The following is a 22,958-nucleotide window of genomic DNA, read 5'->3' as shown; positions in this document are numbered from 1 at the left end:
CCTAGGTTGTGGCCAGGCTGTGGACAGCTGGTTGGGTCCGACCTAAGTGGGGATAGTAGGACCAGCCGCCGCGGCAGGCGGCCTGGAGCCATTCTCGGATCCGGGCGCCGCTGTAGTCGGACACGCCGATCGCCCGTACTTCGCGCGCCCGCACGAGGGTGTCGAAAGCGGCGGCGTCTTCGCGATCGGCGTGTCCGGGTCGTCGTTGTGGGTGTAGCAGAGGCTTATTGCCGCCGAGGTTGAGCGGGAACACGTCGATGCCGCTGGCGCCCAGTGCGCTCACGGGAGCACATCCGTGCGCAGGCGGGTCTGGACGAACTTCTCTATCCGCCAGGAGCCATCGACCTTGGCGAACTCGCCGTGATAGTGACCGTAGCCGCGCACCTTGAGGGTGCTGTCGTCGATCCAGTCCTCCATGTTGACGGTCGAGGACGCAGCCACCGGCGAGTAGACCTCGGTGGTGAAGGAGAACAGGTGGTGGATCGCGGTGGCGTCGCCGACGCTGGTGGTGATGACGTCCTCGATCTCCTTCGGGCCGGTCATCTTCATGACCTGGACGCCTTGCGGGTCATGGATCGTGAAGGTCGCCTCCGGTGCGAACAGCCGCGCGAGCTGGTCGAACTGTTTGTGGTCGGCGTAGAGGCATACCGGGCCATGAACTGGCGGATCTCGTCGACGATGACCAGCCGCTCGGTATCGGACACCGCGAAGAATCGGCGGAATCGCTCGGCGGTGGCCTGCGGGTTGTCGAACGCGTACGCGTGGGAAGCCTGCGCAATGACATCGGTTTCGATGTTCTCGGCCACCTGTCGGGCGCCGGCCAGCAGCTGGCCGCGGTAGTAGCCGTGGTCGCCGTTGAGCACCAGCACAGGCATCGGGAGCCGGGTCGTGAACTCGGCCCGGTTGGCCTTGCCGTCCTCGATCATGGCGCCGTAGTGCTGGAAGCCGCCGCGGATGCCGTTCGGGCCGGTGAAATGCGGCAGATAGTGGGCGGCGCCGTATTCCTCGGCGTCCGGCCGCACCGAGGTCAGCCGGTAGAACGGTGTGAGGTACTCGGTTTCCTTGCCCTGCGTGAGGAACGTGGCGAGATCGACCTGGCCGTGGAAGCCGAAGCCATACGTGCCGCCTTCGGCGGACGGGTTCATCATCTCCTCGAGGCCGAAGCCGGGGATCAGCGTCTCGGAGAGCACCAGTCGGCGGACCTCGTCAGGGTGCCGTGACGCGTACGCGTAGACCACCATGCCGCCCACATCCATGCCGACCAGGTTGATCGGTCCGAGACCCAGCTCGAGCACGATCTGCCGGCGGCGGTCGATGCGCACCTCGTAGTCGTCGATCGTGCGCCACTTCTCGGCCAGCGAGGCAACCGCTTGGTCCGAGCAGGCTGGGACAAGTACCTGGGGCGAACCCAAGGATCGGTTTGACCCAGCTGGGGACAACTGGCTGGGTCGGACCCAGCTGGGGGCAACTGCCTAGGTCCGACCTATCTGGGCGCAAACTGGGGACAACTGGCTGGGTCCGACCTAAGCCGAACGGCCCCGGATCAAGTCGGCGGCCTTTTCCGCCACCATGATCGTCGGGGCGTTCGTGTTGCCGCGCGGCACCACCGGCATCACCGAGGCGTCGACGACGCGCAGGCCCTCCACCCCGCGCACCTTCAGTGAAGGGTCGACCACCGCGAGCTCGTCCGAGCCCATCGCGCAGGTGCCCACCGGGTGGTAGAGCGTTTGGGTGTTCTCGCGGATGTGGTCGGTGAGGGCGTCGTCGGAGAGGTCGTGGGTCGTGGGCAGGAAGGGTTTGTCCAGGAACCGCGCGAGCGGCCCCGACTTGCCGATGTCGATCAGTGACCGCAGCGCCGTCTTCATGATGTCCAGGTCGATCGGCTCCGCGTAGTAAGCCGGGTCGATTTCCGGCTTCCACAAGGGATTCGCCGACTTCAGCCGCAACCGGCCGCGGCTGGCGACGTCGACCAAGGTCGCCGCCGAGGTGAAGCCAGGGACGGTGGGCTCGCGGAAACCGTTGTCGTAGAACAACGTCGGCGCGACGTGGATCTGCATGTCGGGAGCGGCGAGACCGTCGCGGGTCGGGAAGAACGCCCCGGCCTCGCCGATGTTCGACGCGAGCGGCCCGCGCCGCGTCAGCTGCCAGCGGATGAGGCCCGCCGGTGTGGCCGCGTCGACGAGGTCGGTGGTGCCCTTGGTCGACCAGATGATCCCGGCCGCCGGGTGGTCGTGCAGGTTCGAACCGACGCCCGCCAGCCCGGCGACGACGTCGATCCCCAGCTCACGAAGGTGCTCCGCCGGCCCGACGCCGGACAGCATCAGCAGCTGCGGCGAGTTCACCGCGCCCCCCGACAGCAGCACCTCCGCGTCGGCGCGCGCCGTGATCTCGACGCCCTTGTGCAGGTAGGTCACCCCCACCGCGCGAGTGCCCTCGAACACCACCCGCGTGGCCTGCGCGTGGGTGTGGACAGTCAGGTTCGGCCGGGTCAACGCGGGCCGCAGGTACGCGTCGGCGGTGGACCAGCGCCGCCCGCGCTTGCAGGTGACCTGGTAGACGCCGGCGCCTTCCTGGGTCTCGCCGTTGAAGTCGTCGGTGCGCTTCAAGCCCCAGGCCACGGCGCTGTCGACCCACGCGCTCGAGAGCTCGTGGGTGAAGCGACGGTCTTCGACCTGCAGCGGGCCGTCGGTGCCGTGCAGCGCTCCGCCGAGGCGCTGGTTGCCCTCGGCGCGCTTGAAGTACGGCAGCACGTCGTCCCAGCCCCAGCCGGTGGCGCCGTGGGAATCGCGCCAGCCGTCGTAGTCGGCGCGGTTGCCACGGATGTAGATCATGGCGTTGATCGACGAGCTGCCGCCGAGCATCTTGCCGCGCGGCCAGTAGGCGGGCTTGCCGGTGTGCTTCTGCTCGACGGTCTCGTAGTTCCAGTCCCAGCGCGTCTTGAACAGCGACGCGAACGCGGCCGGGATGTGGATCTCGTCGGCGGTGTCCTCGCCGCCGGCCTCGAGCAGCAGCACCCGAGCGGCCGGGTCCTCACTCAGCCGGGCCGCCAGTACGCAGCCCGCGCTGCCCGCGCCGACGATGACGTAGTCGAACGAGTCCTGACCGGCCACGATGCCTCCAGCTGCTCATGTTGGCGTGCTGTCAACGACTCATCATGGCCCAGCACGCGGGCCGGGGAAAGGCCCCGCGAGCAGCATCCTCTCCCCTCGCGGCGCGGGCCAGTTGTGACCTGCGCTTCTGTGCGCGGCACCGGACGGGCGCCGGGCGCCACGGGTCAAGTACGCTCGGCCCGTACCCCACGACCTGCGTGAATAAGGAGCAGCCTGCCGTGGCCCGAGTCGTCGTCGACGTCATGCCGAAGCCCGAAATCCTCGACCCGCAGGGCCAGGCGGTGGCCCGTGCGCTGCCGCGTCTGGGCTTCACCGGCGTCACGGAAGTGCGCCAGGGCAAGCACTTCGAGCTCGAAGTCGACGACACCGTCGACGACGAGACGCTCGCCAAGATCGCCGAGGGCTTCCTCGCGAACCCCGTGATCGAGCAGTGGACCATCCGCCGGGTGGACGCGTGAGCGCGCGCATCGGCGTCATCACCTTCCCGGGCACGCTCGACGACGGCGACGCCGCCCGCGCGGTCCGCTACGCCGACGCCGAGGCCGTGCCCCTGTGGCACGCCGACGCCGACCTGCGCGGCGTCGACGGCGTGGTAGTCCCCGGCGGCTTCTCCTACGGCGACTACCTGCGCGCCGGCGTGATCGCCCGCTTCGCGCCGGTGATGACGTCGGTCATTGACGCCGCCCGCAAGGGCATGCCGGTCCTCGGCATCTGCAACGGCTTCCAGATCCTCTGCGAAGCCGGCCTGCTGCCCGGCGCGATGATCCGCAACGTCGGCCTGCACTTCGTGTGCCGCGACCAATGGCTGCGCGTCGACGACAACACCACGGCGTGGACCAGTCGCTACGACAAGGGCGCGGAGATCCTCATCCCGCTCAAGAACAACGACGGCTGCTACATGGCCGACCAGTCCACTTTGGACATGCTGGAAGCCGAGGGCCGCGTCGCGTTCCGCTACGTGGACGGCAACCCCAACGGCTCCCGCAACGACATCGCGGGCGTCCGCAGCGAAAACGGCCGCATCGTCGGCCTCATGCCCCACCCGGAACACGCGATCGACGCGCTGACCGGACCGTCGGACGACGGGCTCGGCATGTTCCTGAGCGCGGTCGACGCGTTCGCGAAGGCCTGATTCACCGGCCGAACGTGCGGGCGAACGCGGCGTAGGCCGGTTCGCCCGCACGCCGGTCCAGCACGGCGAAGGTGACGTGCTCGAAGTGCGGCCGGGCGGCGAGAGCCTTCCGGAACGCGCTCGCCACCACCGCCGGATCGTTCTCGAACACCCCGCAACCCCACGCACCCAGCACGAGCTTGCGGTGCCCGTGGCTCGCGGCGATCTCCACGACGCGCTCGGCCCGCCGCTCCAGGACGGCCGGCACGGAGGCTTCGTGCTCTGGCTGGTTGCGCTTGATCGCCCCCAGGTTGGGGGCGGCCGCGGTCAGGAACGAGACGGTTGTCGCCTCGGGCAGCAGGGCACCGTGGTCGTCGCGGAACACCGGCACGCCCGGCGAGTGGATGACGCGGTCGCTGTAGCGGAGGTCGGTGTTCGCGCGGTGATACTCGTAGAACTCCCGCGCTTCGAGCAGGCACGCGTAGAGCGCCGAGCTGCAGGCGATCGCCTCTTCCTGCGCTTGGGCACCGTTCAGGAATCCTCCGCCGGGGTTGCGCGCGGAGGCGAACACCAGGCAGGCGACGTCACCGCCGAGCTGTCGCGCCGCGGCGACGCTGGACTCGTTGGTGACCTCGATCTGCGGGGTCGCGGTGGCGGCGGGCACGGTGCCGACGGGCGTAGGCGCGCTCTTTGCCTGTTCAGACAGGTACTTCCGCGGTTGTCCACAACCTGGCCGCGTTGTGGACAGCTCCGTCGTTGGTAGCTTCAGCGGCGCTTCTTGTCGGTGCTGGCCGATAAAATGGACATGGGCGCGCCCCCCAGGGAGGGCGGGGGTCTGTCTCGCCGTTCAGCTCGATGGCACGGCTGGAAGGTTGACCAGCGCCGCCGTGGAGAAATCCGCGGCGAGCCGAGCCGCCGACGTCAGGTCGAGGCCGTGGTCGATCGCGTGGCGGGCGGAGGTCGTGGCGACGCCGACGAGGATGTTGGCGAGCCGGCGTTCGTCGTCGCGTGCGGGTAGGCCGCGGGCGGTGAGGTAGGCGCGGATGCGACGGGTGACCTGTTCGTCGATGTCGGCGAGGAGGAGCTCGCGCACGGCGATCGTGTCGCTGGTGATGTCGACGCCGAACAGGAGGCGGAAGCCGTCCGGTTCGGCGGCCGCGTAGTCGAACAGGGCCTGGGTGTCGGCGGCGACCTGGGTGCGCAGGCCGAGGCCGTCGTTGCGTTCGTACTCGGCGAACAGCCGCGCTCTGCAGGCCGCCGCCTCGCGGTCCAGCAGGCGTCGGTAGAGGGTGTTCTTGTCGCCGAAGTGGGCGTAAAGCGTGGGTTTCGTCGAACCGCTGCGGTCCGCGATCGCGTTCATGGTGGTGGCGCGGAAGCCGCAGTCCACGAAAACCGTCCTGGCGGCATCGAGCAGCTCGTCGTCGGTGGGGCGGGCGCGGGTGGAGCGGTTCATCCGGCAAGCATATCCGCCCGGCTTTACCTGGCGGTAAAGCTGCGCTAGCTTTACCGCCAGGTCAAGCACAAAGGAGCGCCGGTATGCGTCGACGCCTGGTCACCTCATTCACCGCGGCACTGCTGCTGGCGGCGGCTCTGGTCGCCCCCGGCACGGCGACCGCCGGGCCGAGGAAGGGCTGCGAGCTCCCAGCCGAGGGGACGGCTTTCGCGATGGCTTCGCCCGCCGAGGAGGCGATGGACCCCGCCGCGGTCGACGCCGCGGTGGCCTACGCACAGACCCACCTGCGCGCGTCCGTCCAGATCTTCCGCGACGACTGCCGGATCGGCCGCGGCCTGCTCGACCCGGTCACCGACCAGGTGCCGATGGAAATCTTCAGCGCCACGAAGTCGGTCGTCTCGATCCTCACCGGCATCGCCTACGACCAGCACCGGATCGGGCTCGACGACCCGATCGGCAAGTACCTGCCCGCGGGCATGGGCGACGCGGCGCACCGCGCCATCACGATCCGCGATCTGCTCACCCAGACCTCCGGGCTCGACGAGTCGATCCTGGCGGAGCTGGCGTCCATCGGCCTCGATCCCGACGTCGCACAGGAGGCGATGGCCCAGCCGCTCACCCACGAGCCGGGCACGCACTTCGAGTACAGCCAGCGCACGCCCGACCTGCTCGCGGCGGTGCTCCAGCGCGCCGTCGGCGAGGATCTGCAGGACTTCGCGCAGCGGGAGCTGTTCGACCCGCTCGGCATTCCGCGGGGCAGCTACCTCTGGCTGCGCGACCAGGCCGGAAACAGCTACGGCTACACCAACCTGTTCATCCCGCCGGCGCAGTTCGCGAAGCTCGGGCTGCTGATGCAGCACGACGGCCGCTGGCGCGGGCAGCGCATCCTCTCCAGCGGCTACATCACCCAGGCCAGGGCGAACACGCCCACCAACCCGTGTTACGGATTCCTGTTCTGGCACAACGGCGGCAGCTCGTGCACATCGGCCAACTTCCCCCACGCGCAGACGGTGGCGGGCCCGATGATCGGCAGCGCCCCCGACGACCTGTTCGCGATGGTCGGCGCGTTGCAGCAGAACAACTTCATGATCCCGAGCCTCGGCATCACCGTCACCTGGACCGGCGTGCTCGGCGACACGGCACCGAACCTGGCCGGCCTGCTCAGCTCGTCGCCGTCCGGGTCGGACCTGTACTACAACTTCTTCCGCATCCTGCTGCGCGGCGTCCAGGACACGCCCGTGCCTGACCCCGGGCCGTTCCGCACGCCGCCGCTGGACCTGGACGTGAACCCGGTCAACTACCTGGATCCGGCCGTGCTGCTGCGGGATCTGGCGCCCAACGCGAACTGCAACGTACTGATCTGCCGGCAGCCCGGCTGATCAGCCGAGGCGGAAGATCATCGCGTCGTTGTAACTGTTGTAGTCGTGTCCATCGCGCGGCGGCGGGTTTAGACCTTGCCGTCGGCGGGCGGGACGGTTTCTGATCGTTGACGACGACCAGCGTGTCGCCGACCACCCATGAGTCGATTCCCTGGTTGTACTGGGGAACCTGCTGCGTGCCGACGCGCGCGACCGGTTACGTCGCGGCTGCCACCAACCGTGCGTACGGGCCGTCGGCCGCCAGCAGTTCCGAGTGCGAGCCCAGCTCCGTGATCCGCCCGCCCTCGACCACGGCGACGCGGTCGGCCGCGGCGGCCGTGTGGAGGCGGTGGGCGATGGCGATCACCGTGCGGCCCTCCAGCACGGCGTTCAGCGACCGCTCCAGCTCACGCGCGGAACCCGTGTCCAGCAACGAAGTCGCCTCGTCCAGCACCAGCGTGTGCGGGTCCGCCAGGACGACCCGCGCCAGAGCCAGCTGCTGAGCCAACGCCGCTGGGACCGCGTACGCGCCGGAGCCCAGCCGCGTGTCCAAGCCGTTCGGCAGGGAGGCGAACCAGTCCGCCGCACCCGCCGAAGTCAACGCGGCCAGGAGTTCCGCGTCCGTCCAGTCCCCGCCATCACGACGTGCCGGTAGGGACAGGTTCTCCCGCAACGAACCCGAGAACGTGTGGTGCTCCTGCGTCAGCAGCAGCACCTCGCCGCGCAGCAGATCCTCCGCCAGCGAAGAAACCTCCGTGCCACCAACGCGAATCGAGCCCGACGTCGGCGCCGAGATGCCCGCAAGCAGCCGGCCCAGCGTCGACTTGCCGGCACCCGAAGGCCCGACGATCGCCAACCGCTCGCCCCGCGGCACCGACAAGTCGATCCCGTGCAGCACCTCGCGATCGGCTGTGTACCCGAAGTGGACGTCGCGCACCTCGATGTCGCGCCCGGCCGGCACCGTGGTCACCTCAGAGCGCGCCGGAGCAGGCTGCACACCCAGGATCCGCCGCGCCGCCGCCAGCGCCACCTGCAGGTCCTCCATCCAGAACAGCGCCTCGTTCAATGGCGCCGTCATCGCCTGGGCGTAGGCGAGCATCGTGGTGATCGTGCCGAGCTGGGCCCAGCCCTGCGAGTACGCGAAGAACCCGAGGCCCAGCATCGCGGCGATCGGCAGCACGTAGCTGATCTCCAGCGACGGCAGCCACCGCAGCTGCAGCGCGCGCATCCGGCGCTCGCCGAGCACGGCCTCGTCCAGGGCGTCGCGGCCGAGGCGGATGCGGCGGTCGGTGAGGCTCAGGGCCTCGGTGGTCCGCGCGCCCTCCACGGTCTCGTGCGTGGCCGACTGCAGGTCGCCCCAGCGGTCGAGCATCCAGGCCATCAGCTTGGGGATCCGGCGCTGGTACCAGATGTTCACGGGTACCAGCAGCGGCAGCGCCACGAGCAGCGCCAGCGCCAGCAGCGGCGACGTGATGATCATCGCGACCGTGGTCAGCAGCACCGTCACCACCGCGATCAGGATCTCCGGCGCCGCGAAGCGCACGGCGTGGTCGAGGCGGCTGATGTCGCTCGTCGCGCGGCTGAGCAGGTCGCCGGTGCCGGCGGCCTCGACCGTGCCGAGCGGCAGGCTCAGGGAGTTGGCCACGAACCGTTCGCGCGTCTGCGCCAGCACGCGCTCGCCGAACATCCGGCCACGCAGGCGCGCCGCCTTCTTCGCCCAGGCCTGCAGCACCAGCGCCACCACGAAACCCATGGCCAGCAGGTCGACGCGCACCGTGCTGCTGCCGTCGACGACGCCCTGCACGAGCAGGCCGAGCAGCTGCGGCCCGGCCAGCCCGATCAGTGTCGCGAGGCAGAACAGTCCGAGCATCACCGAGAACTCGCGCCGGTGCTCGGCGGCCGTGCGCGCCGCCCAGCGCCGCACGTCGCGACCCGACGCGAGGGGGAGCCGTTTCACACCGTCACCGCTTTTCCGCTCACGACCTCGTCCGCCACGTGAGTCCACAGTGGACTCTGGCTGAACACCACGGTCGTCTTCCCGCGCCGCAGGTCCGCGACGCGCTGGGTGATCCTGGCCTCCGTGTGCGCGTCGACGGCCGAGGTCGGCTCGTCGAGCAGCAGCACGTCGGCGTCCGTCGCGAGCGCCCGCGCCAGGCTCAGCCGCTGCCGCTGGCCGCCCGACACCTCGCGCCCGCGCTCGCCGATCAGCTCGTCGACACCCCGGGGCAGCGCCTCGATGATGTCGTCGGCGTCGGCCGCGTACAGGGCCGCTTCCACGCTCACGTCACTCGGCAGCGCGGAACTCAGCTGTTCGCGCAGCACACCTGAGAACCACAGGTCCTGGTTGTGCGCGTACACCACCCGCGCCCGCAGCTCCGCCAACGCGACCTGGTCCACGGGCACGCCGCCGACCAGCACGGGCTCGGCGGCGTCCGTGAACCGCGCCAGGCGGTCGGCCAGCGTCTCCGCGTCGGCCCCGAGGTCGACGACGGTGAGCTTGCCCGCCTCGAGGTGGATGCCGGTCTCGGTGTCCACCAGGTCGAGCGGCCCGGCGGGCAGCGGCACCGGTGACGCCGGCTCGGCCAGCCGAGGCCGCAGCGACAGCAGCGCGCAGATCTTGCGCGCCGACACGAGCCCGGAGCTGACCGCGCTCACGGCCTCCGTCGCCGTGTCCACGGGCACCACCAGGAACGCCGAGACCCCGTAGAACGCCACCAGCTCGCCCACGCCGATCGTGCCGTCGAGCGCGAGCCGCGCGCCCAGCCACGTGATCGCCACGGTGACCAGGCCCGGCAGCACGATCGCCGCCGCGGCCAGCCACGCCTCCGCGCGCCCGACCTCCACGCCCGAGCGGCGCACCAGCTGGCTCGCGTCGTGGAACCGCTTCAGGAACCGCCGCTCGCCCCCGACCCCACGCAGGATCCGCAGGCCGGACACGATGTCGGCGCCCAGCGCGTTGACGTCGCTGAGGTTCTCGCGCTGCACCGTCTTGCGCTTCTGCAACGGCTTCAGCAGCGGCCCGATCCCGAGCACCGCCAGTGGCACGCCGACCAGCGCGACGACGCCCAGCAGCGGCGACGAGCCCAGCATCGCGATGCCGATCACCACGAACGCCACCACCGAACCCACGGTCCGGCCGATCACCTCGTAGGTGTTGCCGATCCAGTTGATGTCCGACGACGTCACCGCCACGACGTTGCCGGTCGTCGTCGCCTCGCGCAGGGTCGCGCCCAGGCGCGTGGTGTGCGTGGTGACCAGGCGCTGCGTGGTGCCCGCGCCGTGGATCCACATGCCGTACGACGTGAAGTGCAGCCACGTGCCGAAACCCGCCTGGAACACGCCCAGCCCGGCCGCCACCAGCGCCCAGCGCCAGATCGCGCCGGTGTCGCCCGCCGCGATGGCGTCGATGCCGCGGCCGATCACCAGCGGCAGCAGCGCGCTGGGCAGCGACCAGCAGGCGCCCGTGAACGCGGCCGTCACCACCAGCCACGGGCGCGAACGCAGCACCGCGAGCAGATAGCGGCCGGCCGTCGGCCGTGCGGGCAGCCGAGGCGAGGCGAAGGGATATGTGGCGGAGAGCACGATTGTCGACGGTAAGCCGCTTCACACGGCCCGCGCGACTGATTTATCCCCTGGCGAACGGCGGATGACCGGGGGATGCCACTGAGGGTGTGACCCGGCCGACACGTAGTCTTGGAGGTGTGGCGAACCCTGACACGGACACCGTGACCAGCACCGTTGACACCACCGCGCGGGCCGCGGAGACCCCCGACACCACGCAGCCGTACGTCGAGCTCGGCCTGGCCGAAGACGAGTACGCGCGCATCCGCGAGATCCTCGGCCGCCGGCCCACCGACGCCGAGCTGGCGATGTACTCGGTCATGTGGAGCGAGCACTGCTCGTACAAGTCCTCGAAGAAGCACCTCGGCTACTTCGGTGAGACGGCCACCGACGAGATGAAGTCGAAGATGCTCGCGGGCATCGGCGAGAACGCCGGCGTGGTCGACATCGGCGACGGCTGGGCGGTCACCTTCAAGGTCGAAAGCCACAACCACCCGTCCTATGTGGAGCCTTACCAGGGCGCCGCGACGGGCGTCGGCGGCATCGTGCGCGACATCATGGCCATGGGTGCCCGTCCGCTCGCGGTGGCCGACGCGCTGCGCTTCGGCCCGGCCGACGCGCCCGACACCAAGCGCGTGCTGCCCGGAGTGGTCGCCGGCGTCGGCGGCTACGGCAACTGCCTGGGCCTGCCGAACATCGGCGGCGAGCTGGTGTTCGACCCGTCGTACAGTGGCAACCCGCTGGTCAACGCCCTGTGTGTCGGCGCCATGCGCGTCGAGGACCTGCACCTCGCCTTCGCTTCGGGCACGGGCAACAAGATCATCCTGTTCGGCGCGCGCACCGGCCTCGACGGCATCGGTGGCGTGTCCGTGCTGGCGAGCGACACGTTCTCCGGTGACGAGACCGCGGCCGGCCGGCGCAAGCTGCCCAGCGTGCAGGTCGGCGACCCGTTCACCGAGAAGGTGCTCATCGAGTGCTGCCTCGACCTGTTCAAGGAGAAGCTCGTCGTCGGCATCCAGGACCTCGGCGGCGCCGGGCTGTCCTGCGCGACGTCGGAGCTCGCGGCCGCGGGTGACGGCGGCATGCACGTCTACCTCGACCGCGTGCCGCTGCGCGCCACTGGCATGACGCCGGCGGAGGTGCTCTCGAGCGAGTCGCAGGAGCGCATGTGCGCGGTCGTCTCGCCGGAGAACGTCGAGGCGTTCATGGCCGTGTGCGCCAAGTGGGACGTGATCGCCACCGACATCGGCGAGGTCACCGACGGCGACAACCTCGTGATCACCTGGCACGACGAGGTCGTGGTCGACGTCCCGGCCCACACCGTCGCGCACCAGGGCCCGGTCTACGACCGCCCGATCCAGCGCCCGGCGAGCCAGGACGCGCTGATCGCCGACACGTCGGCCTCGCTGCCCCGGCCGTCGACCCCCGAAGAGCTGCGGGCCGACTTGCTCAAGCTCATCGCGTCGCCGAACCAGGCGTCGAAGGAATGGGTCACGGCGCAGTACGACCGCTACGTGCGCGGCAACTCCGTGCTCGCTCAGCCGTCGGACTCCGGCATGATCCGCATCGACGAGGAGAGCGGCCGCGGCGTGTCGGTGTCCACCGACTGCAACGCGAAGTTCGTCTACCTCGACCCGTACCGCGGCGCGCAGCTCGCGCTCGCCGAGGCGTACCGCAACGTCGCCACGGGCGGTGCGACGCCGGTCGCGGTGTCCGACTGCCTGAACTTCGGCGCCCCGACCGACCCGGCCGTGATGTGGCAATTCGAGCAGGCCGTGCACGGTCTGGCCGACGCGTGCGTCGAGCTGGGCATCCCGGTCACCGGCGGCAACGTGAGCTTCTTCAACCAGACCGGCGACACGGCCATCCTGCCGACGCCGGTGATCGCCGTGCTCGGTGTGATCGACGACGTCACCCGCCGCATCCCCACTGGCATCGGCGCGGAGGCCGGCGAGACGCTGCTGCTGCTCGGCGACACCCACGACGAGCTCGACGGTTCCGCGTGGGCGCGCGAGCTGCACGGCCACCTCGGCGGCGTGCCGCCGCGCGTCGACCTGGCCCGCGAGAAGCTCATCGGCGAGATCCTCGTCGCCGGCTCGCGCGACGGCATGATCTCCGCCGCCCACGACCTCGCCGACGGTGGTCTGGCGCAGGCCCTGGTCGAGACTGTCCTCATCGGACAGTGCGGTGCGCGGGTGTTCCTCGATCGCGACCAGGACCCGTTCGTGCAGCTGTTCTCCGAGTCCTCGGGCCGCGTGCTCGTGGCGGTGCCGCGCACAGAGGAGCTGCGGTTCACGGAGATGTGCACCGCGCGCGGGCTGCCGTGGCGCAAGACCGGCGTCGTCGACCCGGACTCCCGTGCGCTCGAGCTGCAGGACATCACGGAGTTCTCGCTCGACGAGCTGCGCGAGACCTGGGAGAAGACGCTGCCGGCGTTGTTTGACTGAAGTTCTTGATCGCAGAAAGGGCCGCTTCCCAGACACCGGGGAGCGGCCCTTCGCTTGAGCCGTGTCCCGCTTGTCAGTGACTGACAGATGTGTCTCGGCTAGACTCGGCCGCATGGTCGGCGAAGGGTTGCGCGAGGTCACGCGCAGGGCGGTCACTGCGGAGATCGCCGCGAAGGCGATGGATCTGTTCACCGAGCAGGGTTTCGAGGGCACGACCGTGGGCCAGATCGCGGCCGCCGTGGGGGTGTCGACGCGCACCGTCTTCCGGTACTTCGCCGGCAAGGAAGATATGGTCGTCGGCAACCTGATGGAGCTCGGGCACGAGCTGGCCGCGGCTCTCGAAGCGCGGCCCGCCGACGAGGCGCCGTGGCCGGCGTTGCGCGCGGCGCTGCAGGTGTGCGTGGAGTCGCTGGAGGCCGCGGGGCTGCCTCGCGCGACGATGCTGGCCGAGACGCCCGCGTTGCGCACGGCGTTGCTGCGCAAGCACTTGCAGTGGCAGGAAGTGCTGGTGCCGGTGCTGGCCGAGCGGCTGGGTGGCGACGAGTTCGCGGCCCACGCGCTGGGCTCGGCCGCACTGTCCTGTTTGGACGTCACGGGCTACGAGTGGACGCGCGTGGCGGGCGGGAAACCGTTGGGCGAGTTGCTCGACGAGGCGATCGAGGCGGTCAGCTCGCCGGCACGGTGAGGCGCGCGGCGCCGTCGTCGCCGAGGGGTTCGAGCAGCCAGCCGTCGGGTAGTTGATTGTCCTTTGTGGACAAAACCTTCGTGTTGTAGAGCGAAAGGTGCTCGGGCACGCGCGCGAAGCGTAGGTCGGCGTGGCCGCCGAAGGACGCGTGGCGCAGGTCGAGTGAGTCGTCGAAGGCCGCGTCGGTGAACACGGCGTCCTTGGTGAACACGGCGTCCTTGAACGCGGTGCGCCCGGCGAACGTCGTCTCCGTGAAGTCGGCGTTCTCGGCGAACACCGTGCCGCTGAACCACGCGTAGTCCAGGAACTTCGTGCCGCGGCATCGGAAGTTGCCGATCAGGCGGCCGTTGCCGGTGCCGGCGGCGGTGAAGTACGCCCGGTCCGTGATCACGCAGCCGCTCAGGTTCGTGCTGCTGTGCAGCGACGCGTAGCGCAGCAGCAGCCGGCCGATCTTGCGGCGGGACAGGTCGAGGTACTCCAGCACCGCGCCGGTGAGGTCGAGGTCGTAGCTCGGAGCGTCCACTTCGGACGCCCACGGCAGCAGCTCGGCGACGAGCCGCTGCGCGGTCAGGCGGACTTGGAGCTCTCGCTCGACCTCGGGCCCGTCGCCGGCCTCGGGATCCTCGTACCGCGCGTGCTTGAACGGCCGCCGCAGATAGGCGCACAGCACGTCGAGCACGGTCTGCGTGTACGTCGGCCGGCTGCGCGCCAGACCCGCCAACGCGTGCAGCGCACCGACGCGCACCTGGTCGGCCTCGTGCCCGAGCAGCTCCACCGACTTGGCGAACCGCTCGTCGGACACGCGCTCACGGTCCTGTTCGGCCCGGCGCATCTCCAGGTCGTGGCGCTGCCGCTCGATCTCCTGGCGCGCCTCTTCGACGCGGCGGCGCCGGTCGTTGAGCCACAGCGCGTAGAGCGCCACGACGGCGCCGCCGGCCAGACCGGCCGTTTTCAGGGCATCGCTGCGGCTCGTGGCGGGGTCGGTGAGCAGCCAGCCCCCGACCCCGCACAGCAGCAGCACGGACGCGACGAACGTCCAGAGCAGTGGGGACCGCACCGATCAGAAGGCGATGACGAAGAAGAACCCGATGCACCAGTTGCCGCCGACGCTGGTGGCGATCACCGAGCCGTTGGCGTCCTTTCCGGACAGGCTGCCGTCGAGGTTGGCCGTGACGGTCGCGGTGCCGTCGTAGCTCTCGACCTTGAGCTGCGGGGTGCCGGTGGTGGCCTCGTCGATGCTGTCCTTGGAGAACGCTTCGCTGCCCTGGCAGGTCATCGCCGTGGCGCCCGCGCCGTCCTTGGCGTTGATCTTCGCGACGAACGCGTCCACGGCCTGCTTGCCCTCGGCCGGCGTGTTGCCGCCACCACCGGTGCCGGGGATGTCGGTCTCGTCGGTCGGCAGGCCCGGCTCCGACGGTTCGCCGGTGGGCAGCTGCGGCCGCGACGACTGCGCGGGCGGCGGCACCTGGTTCTGCGTCTGCGCCGTGGAACCCGAGTCCTTGCTCAGGAAGAAACCGGGTGCGACGAATCCGGTGATGCCCAGCGCCACTACGACCACCACGGCCACGGCGATGCCGATCCACAGCCCGGTCTTGTTGTTCTTCGGCGGCTGGGGGCCACCGCCGTACCCGCCGCCGTACGGCTGGTTCGGGTCCCAGCCCTGCTGCGGATACTGCTGGGTGCCCGGGTACTGCTGCTGGTACGGCTGGCCGTACGGCTGCTGCCCCGGGTACTGCTGCTGCGTGTTCGGGTCCCAGCCCTGCTGCTGGCCGCCCTGCTGCGCGTTGGGGTCCCACCCGGGCTGCTGGCCCGGCTGCTGCTGCGCGTTCGGATCCCACCCCGGCTGCTGGGGAACCCCGCCCGTGCCGGGCTGCTGCCAGCCCTGGCCGTAGGGGTCCGGCTGGCCGCCCTGCCCTGGCTGCGGTGGGTAGGTCATCTCCGGTTCCGCCCTTCCTGGTGCACCGTTTCGCGCCGTGGTCTGACGACCGGCGAGCGCCGGCGGTTCCTCCCCACGTGAGGTGCATTCTGCAAGGTCGGGAGCCACTGCACAAAAGACGTGACGAGAACGAAGCTCCCGGCCGCCCCGCAGGTAGGGGCGGCCGGGAACCTCAGGCGTGAATCAGTGGTGAATCAGCTGTCACCCAGGAGTGGATCAGCCGTTGGCCAGAGCCTGGACCCGGTCGAGGGCACCGTTGAAGGTGTCCTGGTCGAGCGGGCTCGAGGTGTACTGCCAGACGGTGTAGTAGCCCCAGCCGTTCGGCAGCGCGCCGGCTGACGACGCGTACCGCGCGACCCAGAGCGGCACCGTGGACGAGAAGTTCTGCGACGTGCCCACGCACTGGTTCCACCAGCTCGCCGAGGTGTAGATGACGGGCCAACGGCCGGTCTTGGCGTGGTAGGTGTCGTGGAAGGCGCGGATCCACGAGCCCATCGCGGCCTGGCTCAGGCCGTAACAAGTGGCGCCGTACGGGTTGTACTCCATGTCGAGCGCGCCCGGCAGGGTTTTGCCGTCCTTGGACCACCCGCCGCCGTGGGCGACGAAGTAGGTCGCCTGCGCCGCTCCGCTGGAGGTGTTCGGGGTGGCGAAGTGGTACGCGCCGCGGATGAAGCCCTGGTTGTACGAACCGTTGTACTGCTGGGCGAAATACGGGTTGGTGTAGCTCGTGCTCTCCGTCGCCTTGGTCCAGACGAACCGTTTGCCCTGGTTCCACCAGCTCGCCCAGTTGACGTTGCCCTGGTAGCTGGCGACGTCCATGCCCGGCACAGTGGCCAGGGCCTGGTTCGGGATGGCGGCCGCGAGCTGCGGCTTCTGGGCGGCGACTTTGGACGCCGGTGTTGAGGAATCGCCCTCCACCCGGCGGATTTGGGACCCCAGTTCGTGGTTGTGCGCCTGAATGTCGGCGTTTATCGCAGTAATCTCACTGGCCGATTGGTCCGGGTTGTAAGGAGCGGCCGTTGCCTGGGCCGTGGAGCCGAGCAGGAGCGCCACGGTGGGGATGGCCAGGACGGAGAGCAGGGTCGCCCGCCGTCCTCTTCGGGAAGTGGACATCGTTGAATCCCTTCACAGATACCCTCGCTGAGGGCGGCTATTGCAGGTAGCCGCCCGGGGGAGATTCTTGATGACGTCCTTCGGTTTGTCAGCAAGATCCGTGAAGTTAAAAGGTCGCCTGGGTGATTTTCATCGGTAGATGACTACTTATTCCCAGCGTCGTAACGAATGTTCACCCGATTGCCAGATCGCGGAGGGTTGCGAGGGGACCGTTGAGCCAGTTCTGGTCTCCCGGCAGCGAACCCGTGTCCGCGAACTGCCAGATCGCCTGGCTGTGCCAGCCGGCCGGCAGCTCGCCGATCTGTGTGTTGTAGCGCGCGAGCCACAGTGGATTCGCGCCGAGCGCAGGGCTGTTGCCGGTGCAGCGTTTCCACCAGCTCGTGGACGTGTAGATGGTGGGCAGGCGCCCGGTTCGTGCCCGGTAAGTGTCCGAGAAGGACCGGATCCACGCGACCATGCCGGCGGGGTCCTTGCCGTAACAGGTCTCGCCGTAGGGGTTGTACTCCGCGTCGAGCGCGCCCGGCAGCGTTTTGCCGTCCGCGGACCAGCCGCCGCCGTGGGCGAGGAAGTAGTTGGCCTGCGTCGCGCCGTCGGACACGTCGGGGCGCGCGAAGTGGTACGAACCGCGGATGATCCCGGCCTGGTACGAACCGTTGTACTGCTGGGCGAACTGCGGGTTGACGAAACCCGTGCCCTCGGTGGCCTTCACGTAGACGAACCTCGCGCCGGCCTTCGCGGCCGCGGTCCAGTCCACCGCGCCCTGGTGGCCGCTCACGTCGTGACCGAGGACCTGGTCGATCGCGGTGTACTCGACGTTCGGCGCGCCGGCGACGCCCTCGTACTTCTCGATCTGCGAGCCGGCGTAGTGGTCGTCGGCGCCTTCGTAGCTCGGCGCGGCCGTGGCCGGGGTGCACAGCGCGAGCCCGGAAACGACCGCGGCGCTCCACACGGTGGCGCTCCAGCGCAGCAGCGGATTACGACGCTTCACCCTGGGCTCCCAACCGGACGCGTGTACTCCAACGAAGGCAAACGATGCCCGCAAGCCGCCGTTCCGGCGACTCGGTGATCACCTGATGGAGTGATGACCGCAGGTCGGGGTGGGGTCGGGATCCGTGAGGGTGACGGGTCGCGGGTACGAAAAAGCCCGCTGTCCACTCGGGACAACGGGCTGTTTCGAAATGTCTCAGCCGGAGTGGAACTCAGCGCCGTTCTTCGGCCAGTGCCTTCAGCAGGTGCTCGGCCGGCACGACGGCGGTGATGCCGTCGTGCGGGTTGATGGCCACGGGGTGTCCGGCGAGCAGGCCGACGATGTCGCGCCCCAGCACGGCGCGCGCGTGCGGCCACTCGCGCGGCACGAGCGACTTGGCGGTGTAGGCGGGGACCATCACGCGGCCGTCGGTGTTGTGGAAGCCGATGACCGTGCGCTGCACGGGGGACATGGCGTAGACGAACAGCGTCGAGTCGAGGATGACCTTCGGCAGGTCTTCGGCCGGGCGGTGCTCGGTGCGCACGAGTTGCAGCAGCCGCTCGAGCTCCGTGCCGGGCTCGGGGTAGCCGAGCGCCTTCGGCGAGGGCCGGTAGCGATCGTTGGGGTGGAAGTCCTGCACGACGTCGCCCGAGGCGTTCACCGGGTACGCGCCCACGACGGCCCACGACGGCACGGGGCCACCCGGGTCGAAGGCCTCGTCGATGACGTAGAGCCAGCTGTTGGGGTTGGCGCGCGCGTTGGCCCGCATCTCGGGGGTGATTTCGGGTTTGCCCTGCGGTCCGCGCCGGCCGTGCCGCCCGGCGGTGGCGGGTTTGCCCTCCGGTTTGCCGCGGCGCGCCGCGGGGGTGGTCGGGGAAACCATCCGATCTGCCTCGTCCCGCTGCGCCATCGCCGTCCCTCGCTGCCGGGTGCTGAATGTTCGTCCGACGTCACTCTACTGTTGGGCTATGGCCTCTTCGCGTTCGGTCGATCCCGCTGAGTTACGGGCGGCGGTGCTGGCCGTTTCGGGCTGGTTGCGAGGTGACGGGCCGGATCCGGCGCGGCCCGAGCTGGCCGCCGCGGTGCGGCTGAGCCTCAAGGCGCTCGCCGCCGACGCGCCCGGGCGCAGCGTCGAAGTGCGCGTGCCGCCGTTCGCCGCCGTGCAGTGCGTCGAGGGTCCCCGCCACACCCGGGGCACGCCACCGAACGTGATCGAAACCGACCCCCGCACGTGGCTCGAACTGGCGACGGGCCTTCTCGATTGGCCCAGCGCCCTCGACGCGGCGCGAGTGACGGCCTCGGGCTCGCGGGCCGACCTTTCACACTGGCTCCCCGTGGTCCGGCTCTGACCACCTGGGGCCTTGACCGGTGATTACTCACCTGGCTGTGTCGTCGGGTGCCGACTCTCCGTAGAATCGTGACGACAAACCCGACGCGTGCCGAGCCGTGCTATACGGGTTGGCTCTGTACGTGTACTTTGGGTAGTCGGGCTGGAATCCCCCAGGTAAACGAGCGGCGTACGGAAGGTCCCGGTCATGAACGCGGTGAACGCGTCCGGTGGCGAGCAGAGTCTCGGCCCGACAGCGCGCCGGATGATCCTCGGCTCGCAGCTGCGCAAGCTGCGTGAGGAAGCCGGGATCACGCGTCAGCAAGCGGGCTACAACATCCGTGGTTCCGAGTCCAAGATCTCCCGCCTCGAGCTCGGCCGCGTCGGTTTCAAGGAACGCGACGTCGCCGACCTGCTCACCATGTACGGCGTCGCGGACGACGAAGAGCGCCGCGCCTTCCTCGACATGGTCAAGCAGTCGAACGAGGCCGGCTGGTGGCGCAAGTTCGGCGACACCGTGCCCGGCTGGTTCACCGACCTCGTCGGCCTGGAAGAAGCCGCGTCGCGCATCCAGATCTGGGAACCGCTGTTCGTCTCCGGCCTGCTGCAGATCGAGCCCTACGCCCGCGCGATCTTCAGCCACGGCCGCCCCGAGATGGCCGACGAGAAGGTCGACCAGCTCGTGGCCCTGCGCATGCGCCGCCAGAAGATGCTGGCCAGGCCCGACGCGCCCCGCGTGTGGGCGGTCCTCGACGAGTCGGTGCTCTACCGGCCGATCGGCGGGCCGAAGGTGCTCAAGCAGCAGCTCGAGTACTTGCTCGAGGTCACCACGTTGCCGCACGTGTCGGTGCAGGTCCTCCCCTACTGCCGCAGCGGTCTGTCGGCCGAGCACGCATTCACGCTGCTGCGCTTCGCCGAGTCGGAACTGCCGAACATCGCCTACATCGAGTACCTCACGGGCGCCCATTACCTCGACAAGCGCGACGAGATCGAAAAGTACGGCCGCGCGCTCGACCTGCTGGCCGTCGACGCGGAGACGCCGGAGCGCAGCCGGGCTCGGTTGGCCAAGCGGCGCGCGGAGATCTGAGTCTCGCCGAGTTCGTGGTCTGCCTGAGCCGCTGAGCGGTCCTCGGCCGCGTTGCGGGCGTGCCGGCGTCATGTCACTTTGCCGGGCGTCGAGGCGCCCACAGAGCGTCGAACCGACGGTCGCTGAAATCTCGGCGCTCACACGCTGTTGCGGCTGTTCACCCGCTGGGATCGCCGGTTTGTCGGATTTTCGCTCAGCGCCACTTTCCCGGCGTCAACAGCGACCCAGCGTGATTTTTCACCCCTTCGAGTGGCGATGTGATCGTCCGACCGGGACTTTCTACTGAAGTCTGTCGTCACGCAGTGAGAAACTTGCAGAAACTTCTGCACGTGCATTTACCGCTGCATGAGCGCGTGCTAGCGTCCCAGTCACAGGTAGATGCACGTGCAGATTCCTGAGCTTTTCACCGTCCCGGAAGGTGGGGATCATGGCTGAGCGGTTCGAGAACGGCATTCCGGCCGATCGTCTGACCGGCGCCCAGTGGCGCAAGGCGAGCTACAGCGGCGCTGTGGGCAACTGCGTGGAGGTCGCTCCGCTGGCGTCCGGCGAGATCGCGATGCGCAACTCCCGCTTCCCGACCGGCCCGGCGCTCGTGTACACCCGTGCGGAGATGGCCGCGTTCCTCGCCGGCGCGAAGGACGGCGAATTCGACGATGTCCTCGGCTGACGCGCTGGAGACCGTCGAAACCGGTCTCCAGGAGCTCATCGGCCGCGGGTACCAGTTCGTGCACCAGACGGACGCCAACGGCGAGTTCGAAGCCGTGGTCGGCGTCCGGGTCCACGACAACGTGGTGGACGTCGTCCGGCTCAACGCCGAGGACGACGCGGTCGCCACGCGGGTGCCGGGGACTGAGGACAACGTCTTCGAGCCCGAGAAGTGGCTGTGGCGCCGCCGCGGTGAAGTCGCCGAGGTGCTGACCGAAGTGCTCGCGCTCCCCGATGAGGAAACCGAGGCGCTCGCCCCCGCCAAGGGGTGCTGGGTGCCCGGGCGCGGTGGCACCTCGAAGTGGCTCGCGGCCCGCTGAGACACCCTTGATCTTCAGGCCCCGTGCGATGTGGACAGCCACGTCGTGCGGGGCCTGGTTCACGTTCGGGGTCGAGAACCAAGATCCACAACGCGAGCACGGCTCTCCCCGGGCGGTCGTCACAAGCCCGTGAAGTGGGGAGAACCACGTCGCGCACGGCCAGACCGGCCTTCACACCCCTTACACTTGGACTTGGCCCGCCCACGTCTTCCTGGGAGCACCTCGGTGGTTTCCGACCCCTCCGCCCTTCCTGACCAGCCCGACCCGGAACCCCGCGAGGAGTGTGGCGTCTTCGGCGTCTGGGCTCCTGGGGAAGAGGTCGCCAAGCTGACCTACTACGGCCTGTACGCGCTGCAGCACCGCGGGCAGGAGGCGGCCGGCATCTCGGTCTCCGACGGCTCGCAGATCGTGGTCTTCAAGGACCTCGGCCTGGTCAGCCAGGTGTTCGACGAGCAGGTGCTGCAGTCGCTGCAGGGCCACATCGCCGTCGGGCACTGCCGCTACTCCACGACCGGCGCCACGATCTGGGAGAACGCGCAGCCGATCTTCCGCACCACGGCCACCGGCAGCGGCCTGTCGTTCGCGCACAACGGCAACCTCGTCAACACCGCCGAGCTGCGCGACCGCACGAAGGCCGCCGGCCTCAAACCGCACGCGGGCCTCACCGGCTCGTCCAGCGACTCCGACCTCGTCTGCGGCCTGCTCGCAGCCAACGCGGCCGACAAGGGCATCGAGGCCGCGGCCATGGAGCTGCTGCCGACGCTGAAGGGCGCGTTCTGCCTGGTCTTCGCCGACGAGAACACCCTCTACGCCGCCCGCGACCCCCACGGCGTGCACCCGCTCGTGCTCGGCCGCCTGGAGCGCGGCTGGGTCGTGGCGAGCGAGACGGCCGCGCTGGACATCTGCGGCGCGTCGTTCGTGCGCGAGGTCGAGCCGGGTGAGCTCATCGCCATCGACGCGGAAGGCCTGCGCTCGTCGCGGTTCGCGAACCCGGAGCCCAAGGGCTGCGTGTTCGAGTACGTCTACCTCGCCCGCCCCGACACCACGATCGCCGGCCGCAGCGTGCACGCCACGCGCGTGGAGATCGGCCGCCGGCTCGCCGGCGAGCACCCGGCCGACGCCGACCTGGTCATGCCAGTGCCGGAGTCCGGCACGCCGGCCGCGATCGGCTACGCGCAGGGTTCGGGTATCCCGTACGGCACCGGCCTGGTGAAAAACGCCTACGTCGGGCGCACGTTCATCCAGCCGTCGCAGACGATCCGCCAGCTGGGCATCCGGCTGAAGCTCAACCCGCTGCGCGACGTGATCCGCGGCAAGCGCCTGGTCGTGGTCGACGATTCGATCGTCCGCGGCAACACGCAGCGCGCGCTCGTGCGCATGCTTCGGGAGGCCGGCGCGCTCGAGGTCCACGTGCGGATCGCCTCGCCGCCCGTGCGCTGGCCGTGCTTCTACGGCATCGACTTCGCCTCGCGCGCCGAGCTCGTGGCCAACGGCGTCGACCTCGACGGCATCCGCCGCTCGATCGGAGCCGACTCGCTGGGCTACATCTCGCTCGACGGCCTGGTCGCGGCCTCGGAGCAGCCGAAGTCGCGCCTGTGCACCGCGTGCTTCTCCGGCGAATACCCCATCGACCTGCCGGATGACGCGTTGATCGGCAAGCACCTGCTGGAAAGCATGGATTCGGTCAATGGCAAAGCGACTCCGGTCAGCCCGGCCGGGTACGGTGCCGAAGACGCCGTCCGGCGTCCCTAGTCAGATTTGTCCAGTAGGGAGTCCGC

Annotated in this window: 23 protein-coding genes; 10 read left to right on the top strand and 13 right to left on the bottom strand. The window is 69.6% G+C overall.

Going from position 1 to position 22,958, the window contains the following annotated elements:
- Window position 1: 1 nt before the first annotated feature.
- The 4 genes from K1T34_RS16255 to K1T34_RS16240 form a co-directional block, all read right to left on the bottom strand.
- The gene (locus tag K1T34_RS16255) at window positions 2–283 is read right to left on the bottom strand and encodes a hypothetical protein (RefSeq protein WP_220245099.1); all 282 of its coding nucleotides are present in this window, start codon (window positions 281–283) and stop codon (window positions 2–4) included.
- Window positions 280–603, bottom strand: a complete 324-nt coding sequence (locus K1T34_RS16250) for a nuclear transport factor 2 family protein (RefSeq protein WP_255638769.1) — start codon at window positions 601–603, stop codon at window positions 280–282. The genes K1T34_RS16255 and K1T34_RS16250 overlap by 4 nt, the downstream gene beginning before the upstream one ends.
- Window positions 546–1,412, bottom strand: coding sequence for an alpha/beta fold hydrolase (locus tag K1T34_RS16245; RefSeq protein WP_220245097.1), 867 nt, complete (start codon window positions 1,410–1,412; stop codon window positions 546–548). Before K1T34_RS16245 ends, K1T34_RS16250 begins: the two co-directional genes overlap by 58 nt.
- A 111-nt stretch (window positions 1,413–1,523) precedes the next feature.
- Window positions 1,524–3,110 carry a GMC family oxidoreductase gene (locus K1T34_RS16240; RefSeq protein ID WP_220245096.1) on the bottom strand — a complete coding sequence of 529 codons (1,587 nt, stop codon included), beginning with the start codon at window positions 3,108–3,110 and terminating at the stop codon, window positions 1,524–1,526.
- 218 nt (window positions 3,111–3,328) lie between these two features.
- Here K1T34_RS16240 and purS point away from each other — a divergent pair, with 218 nt between their 5' ends.
- Together purS and purQ are read left to right on the top strand one after the other, a co-directional pair.
- Window positions 3,329–3,568, top strand: coding sequence for a phosphoribosylformylglycinamidine synthase subunit PurS (purS, locus tag K1T34_RS16235; protein WP_204092648.1), 240 nt, complete (start codon window positions 3,329–3,331; stop codon window positions 3,566–3,568).
- Entirely contained in the window at window positions 3,565–4,242 is a 678-nt protein-coding gene (gene purQ, locus K1T34_RS16230; protein ID WP_220245095.1) for a phosphoribosylformylglycinamidine synthase subunit PurQ, read from the top strand. Before purS ends, purQ begins: the two co-directional genes overlap by 4 nt.
- Window position 4,243: 1 nt before the next feature.
- Here the strand turns inward: purQ and K1T34_RS16225 are convergent, their stop codons facing one another.
- Window positions 4,244–4,885 carry a TIGR02452 family protein gene (locus tag K1T34_RS16225; RefSeq protein WP_255638541.1) on the bottom strand — a complete coding sequence of 214 codons (642 nt, stop codon included), beginning with the start codon at window positions 4,883–4,885 and terminating at the stop codon, window positions 4,244–4,246.
- Between the two features lie 183 nt (window positions 4,886–5,068).
- Window positions 5,069–5,674: a TetR/AcrR family transcriptional regulator gene (locus K1T34_RS16220; RefSeq protein WP_220245094.1), complete on the bottom strand. Its 606-nt coding sequence runs from the start codon at window positions 5,672–5,674 to the stop codon at window positions 5,069–5,071.
- An 83-nt stretch (window positions 5,675–5,757) separates the two neighbouring features.
- On the opposite strand from K1T34_RS16220, the gene K1T34_RS16215 reads away from it, so the two are divergent.
- A complete protein-coding gene (locus tag K1T34_RS16215) occupies window positions 5,758–7,053 on the top strand; it encodes a serine hydrolase (RefSeq protein ID WP_220245093.1) in 1,296 nt (431 codons plus the stop codon).
- Between the two features lie 196 nt (window positions 7,054–7,249).
- Here K1T34_RS16215 and K1T34_RS16210 read toward each other — a convergent pair whose 3' ends face one another.
- Complete coding sequence (locus tag K1T34_RS16210; RefSeq protein ID WP_220245092.1) at window positions 7,250–8,989, bottom strand: ABC transporter ATP-binding protein; 1,740 nt, start codon at window positions 8,987–8,989, stop codon at window positions 7,250–7,252.
- A complete protein-coding gene (locus K1T34_RS16205; RefSeq protein ID WP_220245091.1) occupies window positions 8,986–10,614 on the bottom strand; it encodes an ABC transporter ATP-binding protein in 1,629 nt (542 codons plus the stop codon). Before K1T34_RS16205 ends, K1T34_RS16210 begins: the two co-directional genes overlap by 4 nt.
- Before the next feature lie 143 nt (window positions 10,615–10,757).
- On the opposite strand from K1T34_RS16205, the gene purL reads away from it, so the two are divergent.
- A complete protein-coding gene (gene purL, locus K1T34_RS16200) occupies window positions 10,758–13,040 on the top strand; it encodes a phosphoribosylformylglycinamidine synthase subunit PurL (protein WP_220245090.1) in 2,283 nt (760 codons plus the stop codon).
- Window positions 13,041–13,152: 112 nt separating this feature from the next.
- Window positions 13,153–13,725 carry a TetR/AcrR family transcriptional regulator gene (locus K1T34_RS16195; protein ID WP_220245089.1) on the top strand — a complete coding sequence of 191 codons (573 nt, stop codon included), beginning with the start codon at window positions 13,153–13,155 and terminating at the stop codon, window positions 13,723–13,725.
- On the opposite strand, the gene K1T34_RS16190 is transcribed toward K1T34_RS16195, so the two are convergent.
- The 5 genes from K1T34_RS16190 to K1T34_RS16170 form a co-directional block, all read right to left on the bottom strand.
- Window positions 13,706–14,782 (bottom strand): pentapeptide repeat-containing protein, encoded by a 1,077-nt coding sequence (locus K1T34_RS16190; RefSeq protein WP_220245088.1) that lies wholly within the window; start codon window positions 14,780–14,782, stop codon window positions 13,706–13,708. The two genes, K1T34_RS16195 and K1T34_RS16190, sit on opposite strands and share 20 nt — an antisense overlap.
- A gap of 3 nt (window positions 14,783–14,785) precedes the next feature.
- Window positions 14,786–15,661: a hypothetical protein gene (locus K1T34_RS16185; RefSeq protein ID WP_220245087.1), complete on the bottom strand. Its 876-nt coding sequence runs from the start codon at window positions 15,659–15,661 to the stop codon at window positions 14,786–14,788.
- 216 nt (window positions 15,662–15,877) lie between these two features.
- Window positions 15,878–16,774, bottom strand: coding sequence for a lysozyme (locus K1T34_RS16180; protein ID WP_220245086.1), 897 nt, complete (start codon window positions 16,772–16,774; stop codon window positions 15,878–15,880).
- A gap of 172 nt (window positions 16,775–16,946) precedes the next feature.
- Window positions 16,947–17,762: a lysozyme gene (locus tag K1T34_RS16175; protein ID WP_220245085.1), complete on the bottom strand. Its 816-nt coding sequence runs from the start codon at window positions 17,760–17,762 to the stop codon at window positions 16,947–16,949.
- Window positions 17,763–17,973: 211 nt separating this feature from the next.
- Window positions 17,974–18,651: a type VII secretion system-associated protein gene (locus K1T34_RS16170; protein ID WP_220245084.1), complete on the bottom strand. Its 678-nt coding sequence runs from the start codon at window positions 18,649–18,651 to the stop codon at window positions 17,974–17,976.
- A gap of 58 nt (window positions 18,652–18,709) precedes the next feature.
- Between K1T34_RS16170 and K1T34_RS16165 the strand changes: the two genes are divergently transcribed.
- The 5 genes from K1T34_RS16165 to purF all read left to right on the top strand — a co-directional run bounded on the left by K1T34_RS16165 (window position 18,710) and on the right by purF (window position 22,932).
- On the top strand, window positions 18,710–19,090 hold the full coding sequence (locus K1T34_RS16165) for a sterol carrier family protein (protein ID WP_220245083.1): 381 nt from the start codon (window positions 18,710–18,712) through the stop codon (window positions 19,088–19,090).
- A gap of 186 nt (window positions 19,091–19,276) precedes the next feature.
- A complete protein-coding gene (locus K1T34_RS16160) occupies window positions 19,277–20,155 on the top strand; it encodes a helix-turn-helix transcriptional regulator (protein ID WP_220245082.1) in 879 nt (292 codons plus the stop codon).
- 427 nt (window positions 20,156–20,582) lie between these two features.
- Window positions 20,583–20,822 (top strand): DUF397 domain-containing protein, encoded by a 240-nt coding sequence (locus tag K1T34_RS16155; RefSeq protein WP_220245081.1) that lies wholly within the window; start codon window positions 20,583–20,585, stop codon window positions 20,820–20,822.
- On the top strand, window positions 20,809–21,180 hold the full coding sequence (locus tag K1T34_RS16150; protein WP_220245080.1) for a hypothetical protein: 372 nt from the start codon (window positions 20,809–20,811) through the stop codon (window positions 21,178–21,180). The genes K1T34_RS16155 and K1T34_RS16150 overlap by 14 nt, the downstream gene beginning before the upstream one ends.
- 225 nt (window positions 21,181–21,405) lie before the next feature.
- A complete protein-coding gene (gene purF, locus K1T34_RS16145) occupies window positions 21,406–22,932 on the top strand; it encodes an amidophosphoribosyltransferase (protein WP_220245079.1) in 1,527 nt (508 codons plus the stop codon).
- Window positions 22,933–22,958: the final 26 nt, after the last annotated feature.

The sequence above is a fragment of the Amycolatopsis sp. DSM 110486 genome (assembly GCF_019468465.1).
In the GTDB taxonomy this organism is placed as follows: domain Bacteria; phylum Actinomycetota; class Actinomycetes; order Mycobacteriales; family Pseudonocardiaceae; genus Amycolatopsis.
Note: the sequence above shows the minus strand (reverse complement) of the source record. Positions and strands in the feature narration are given on the sequence as shown.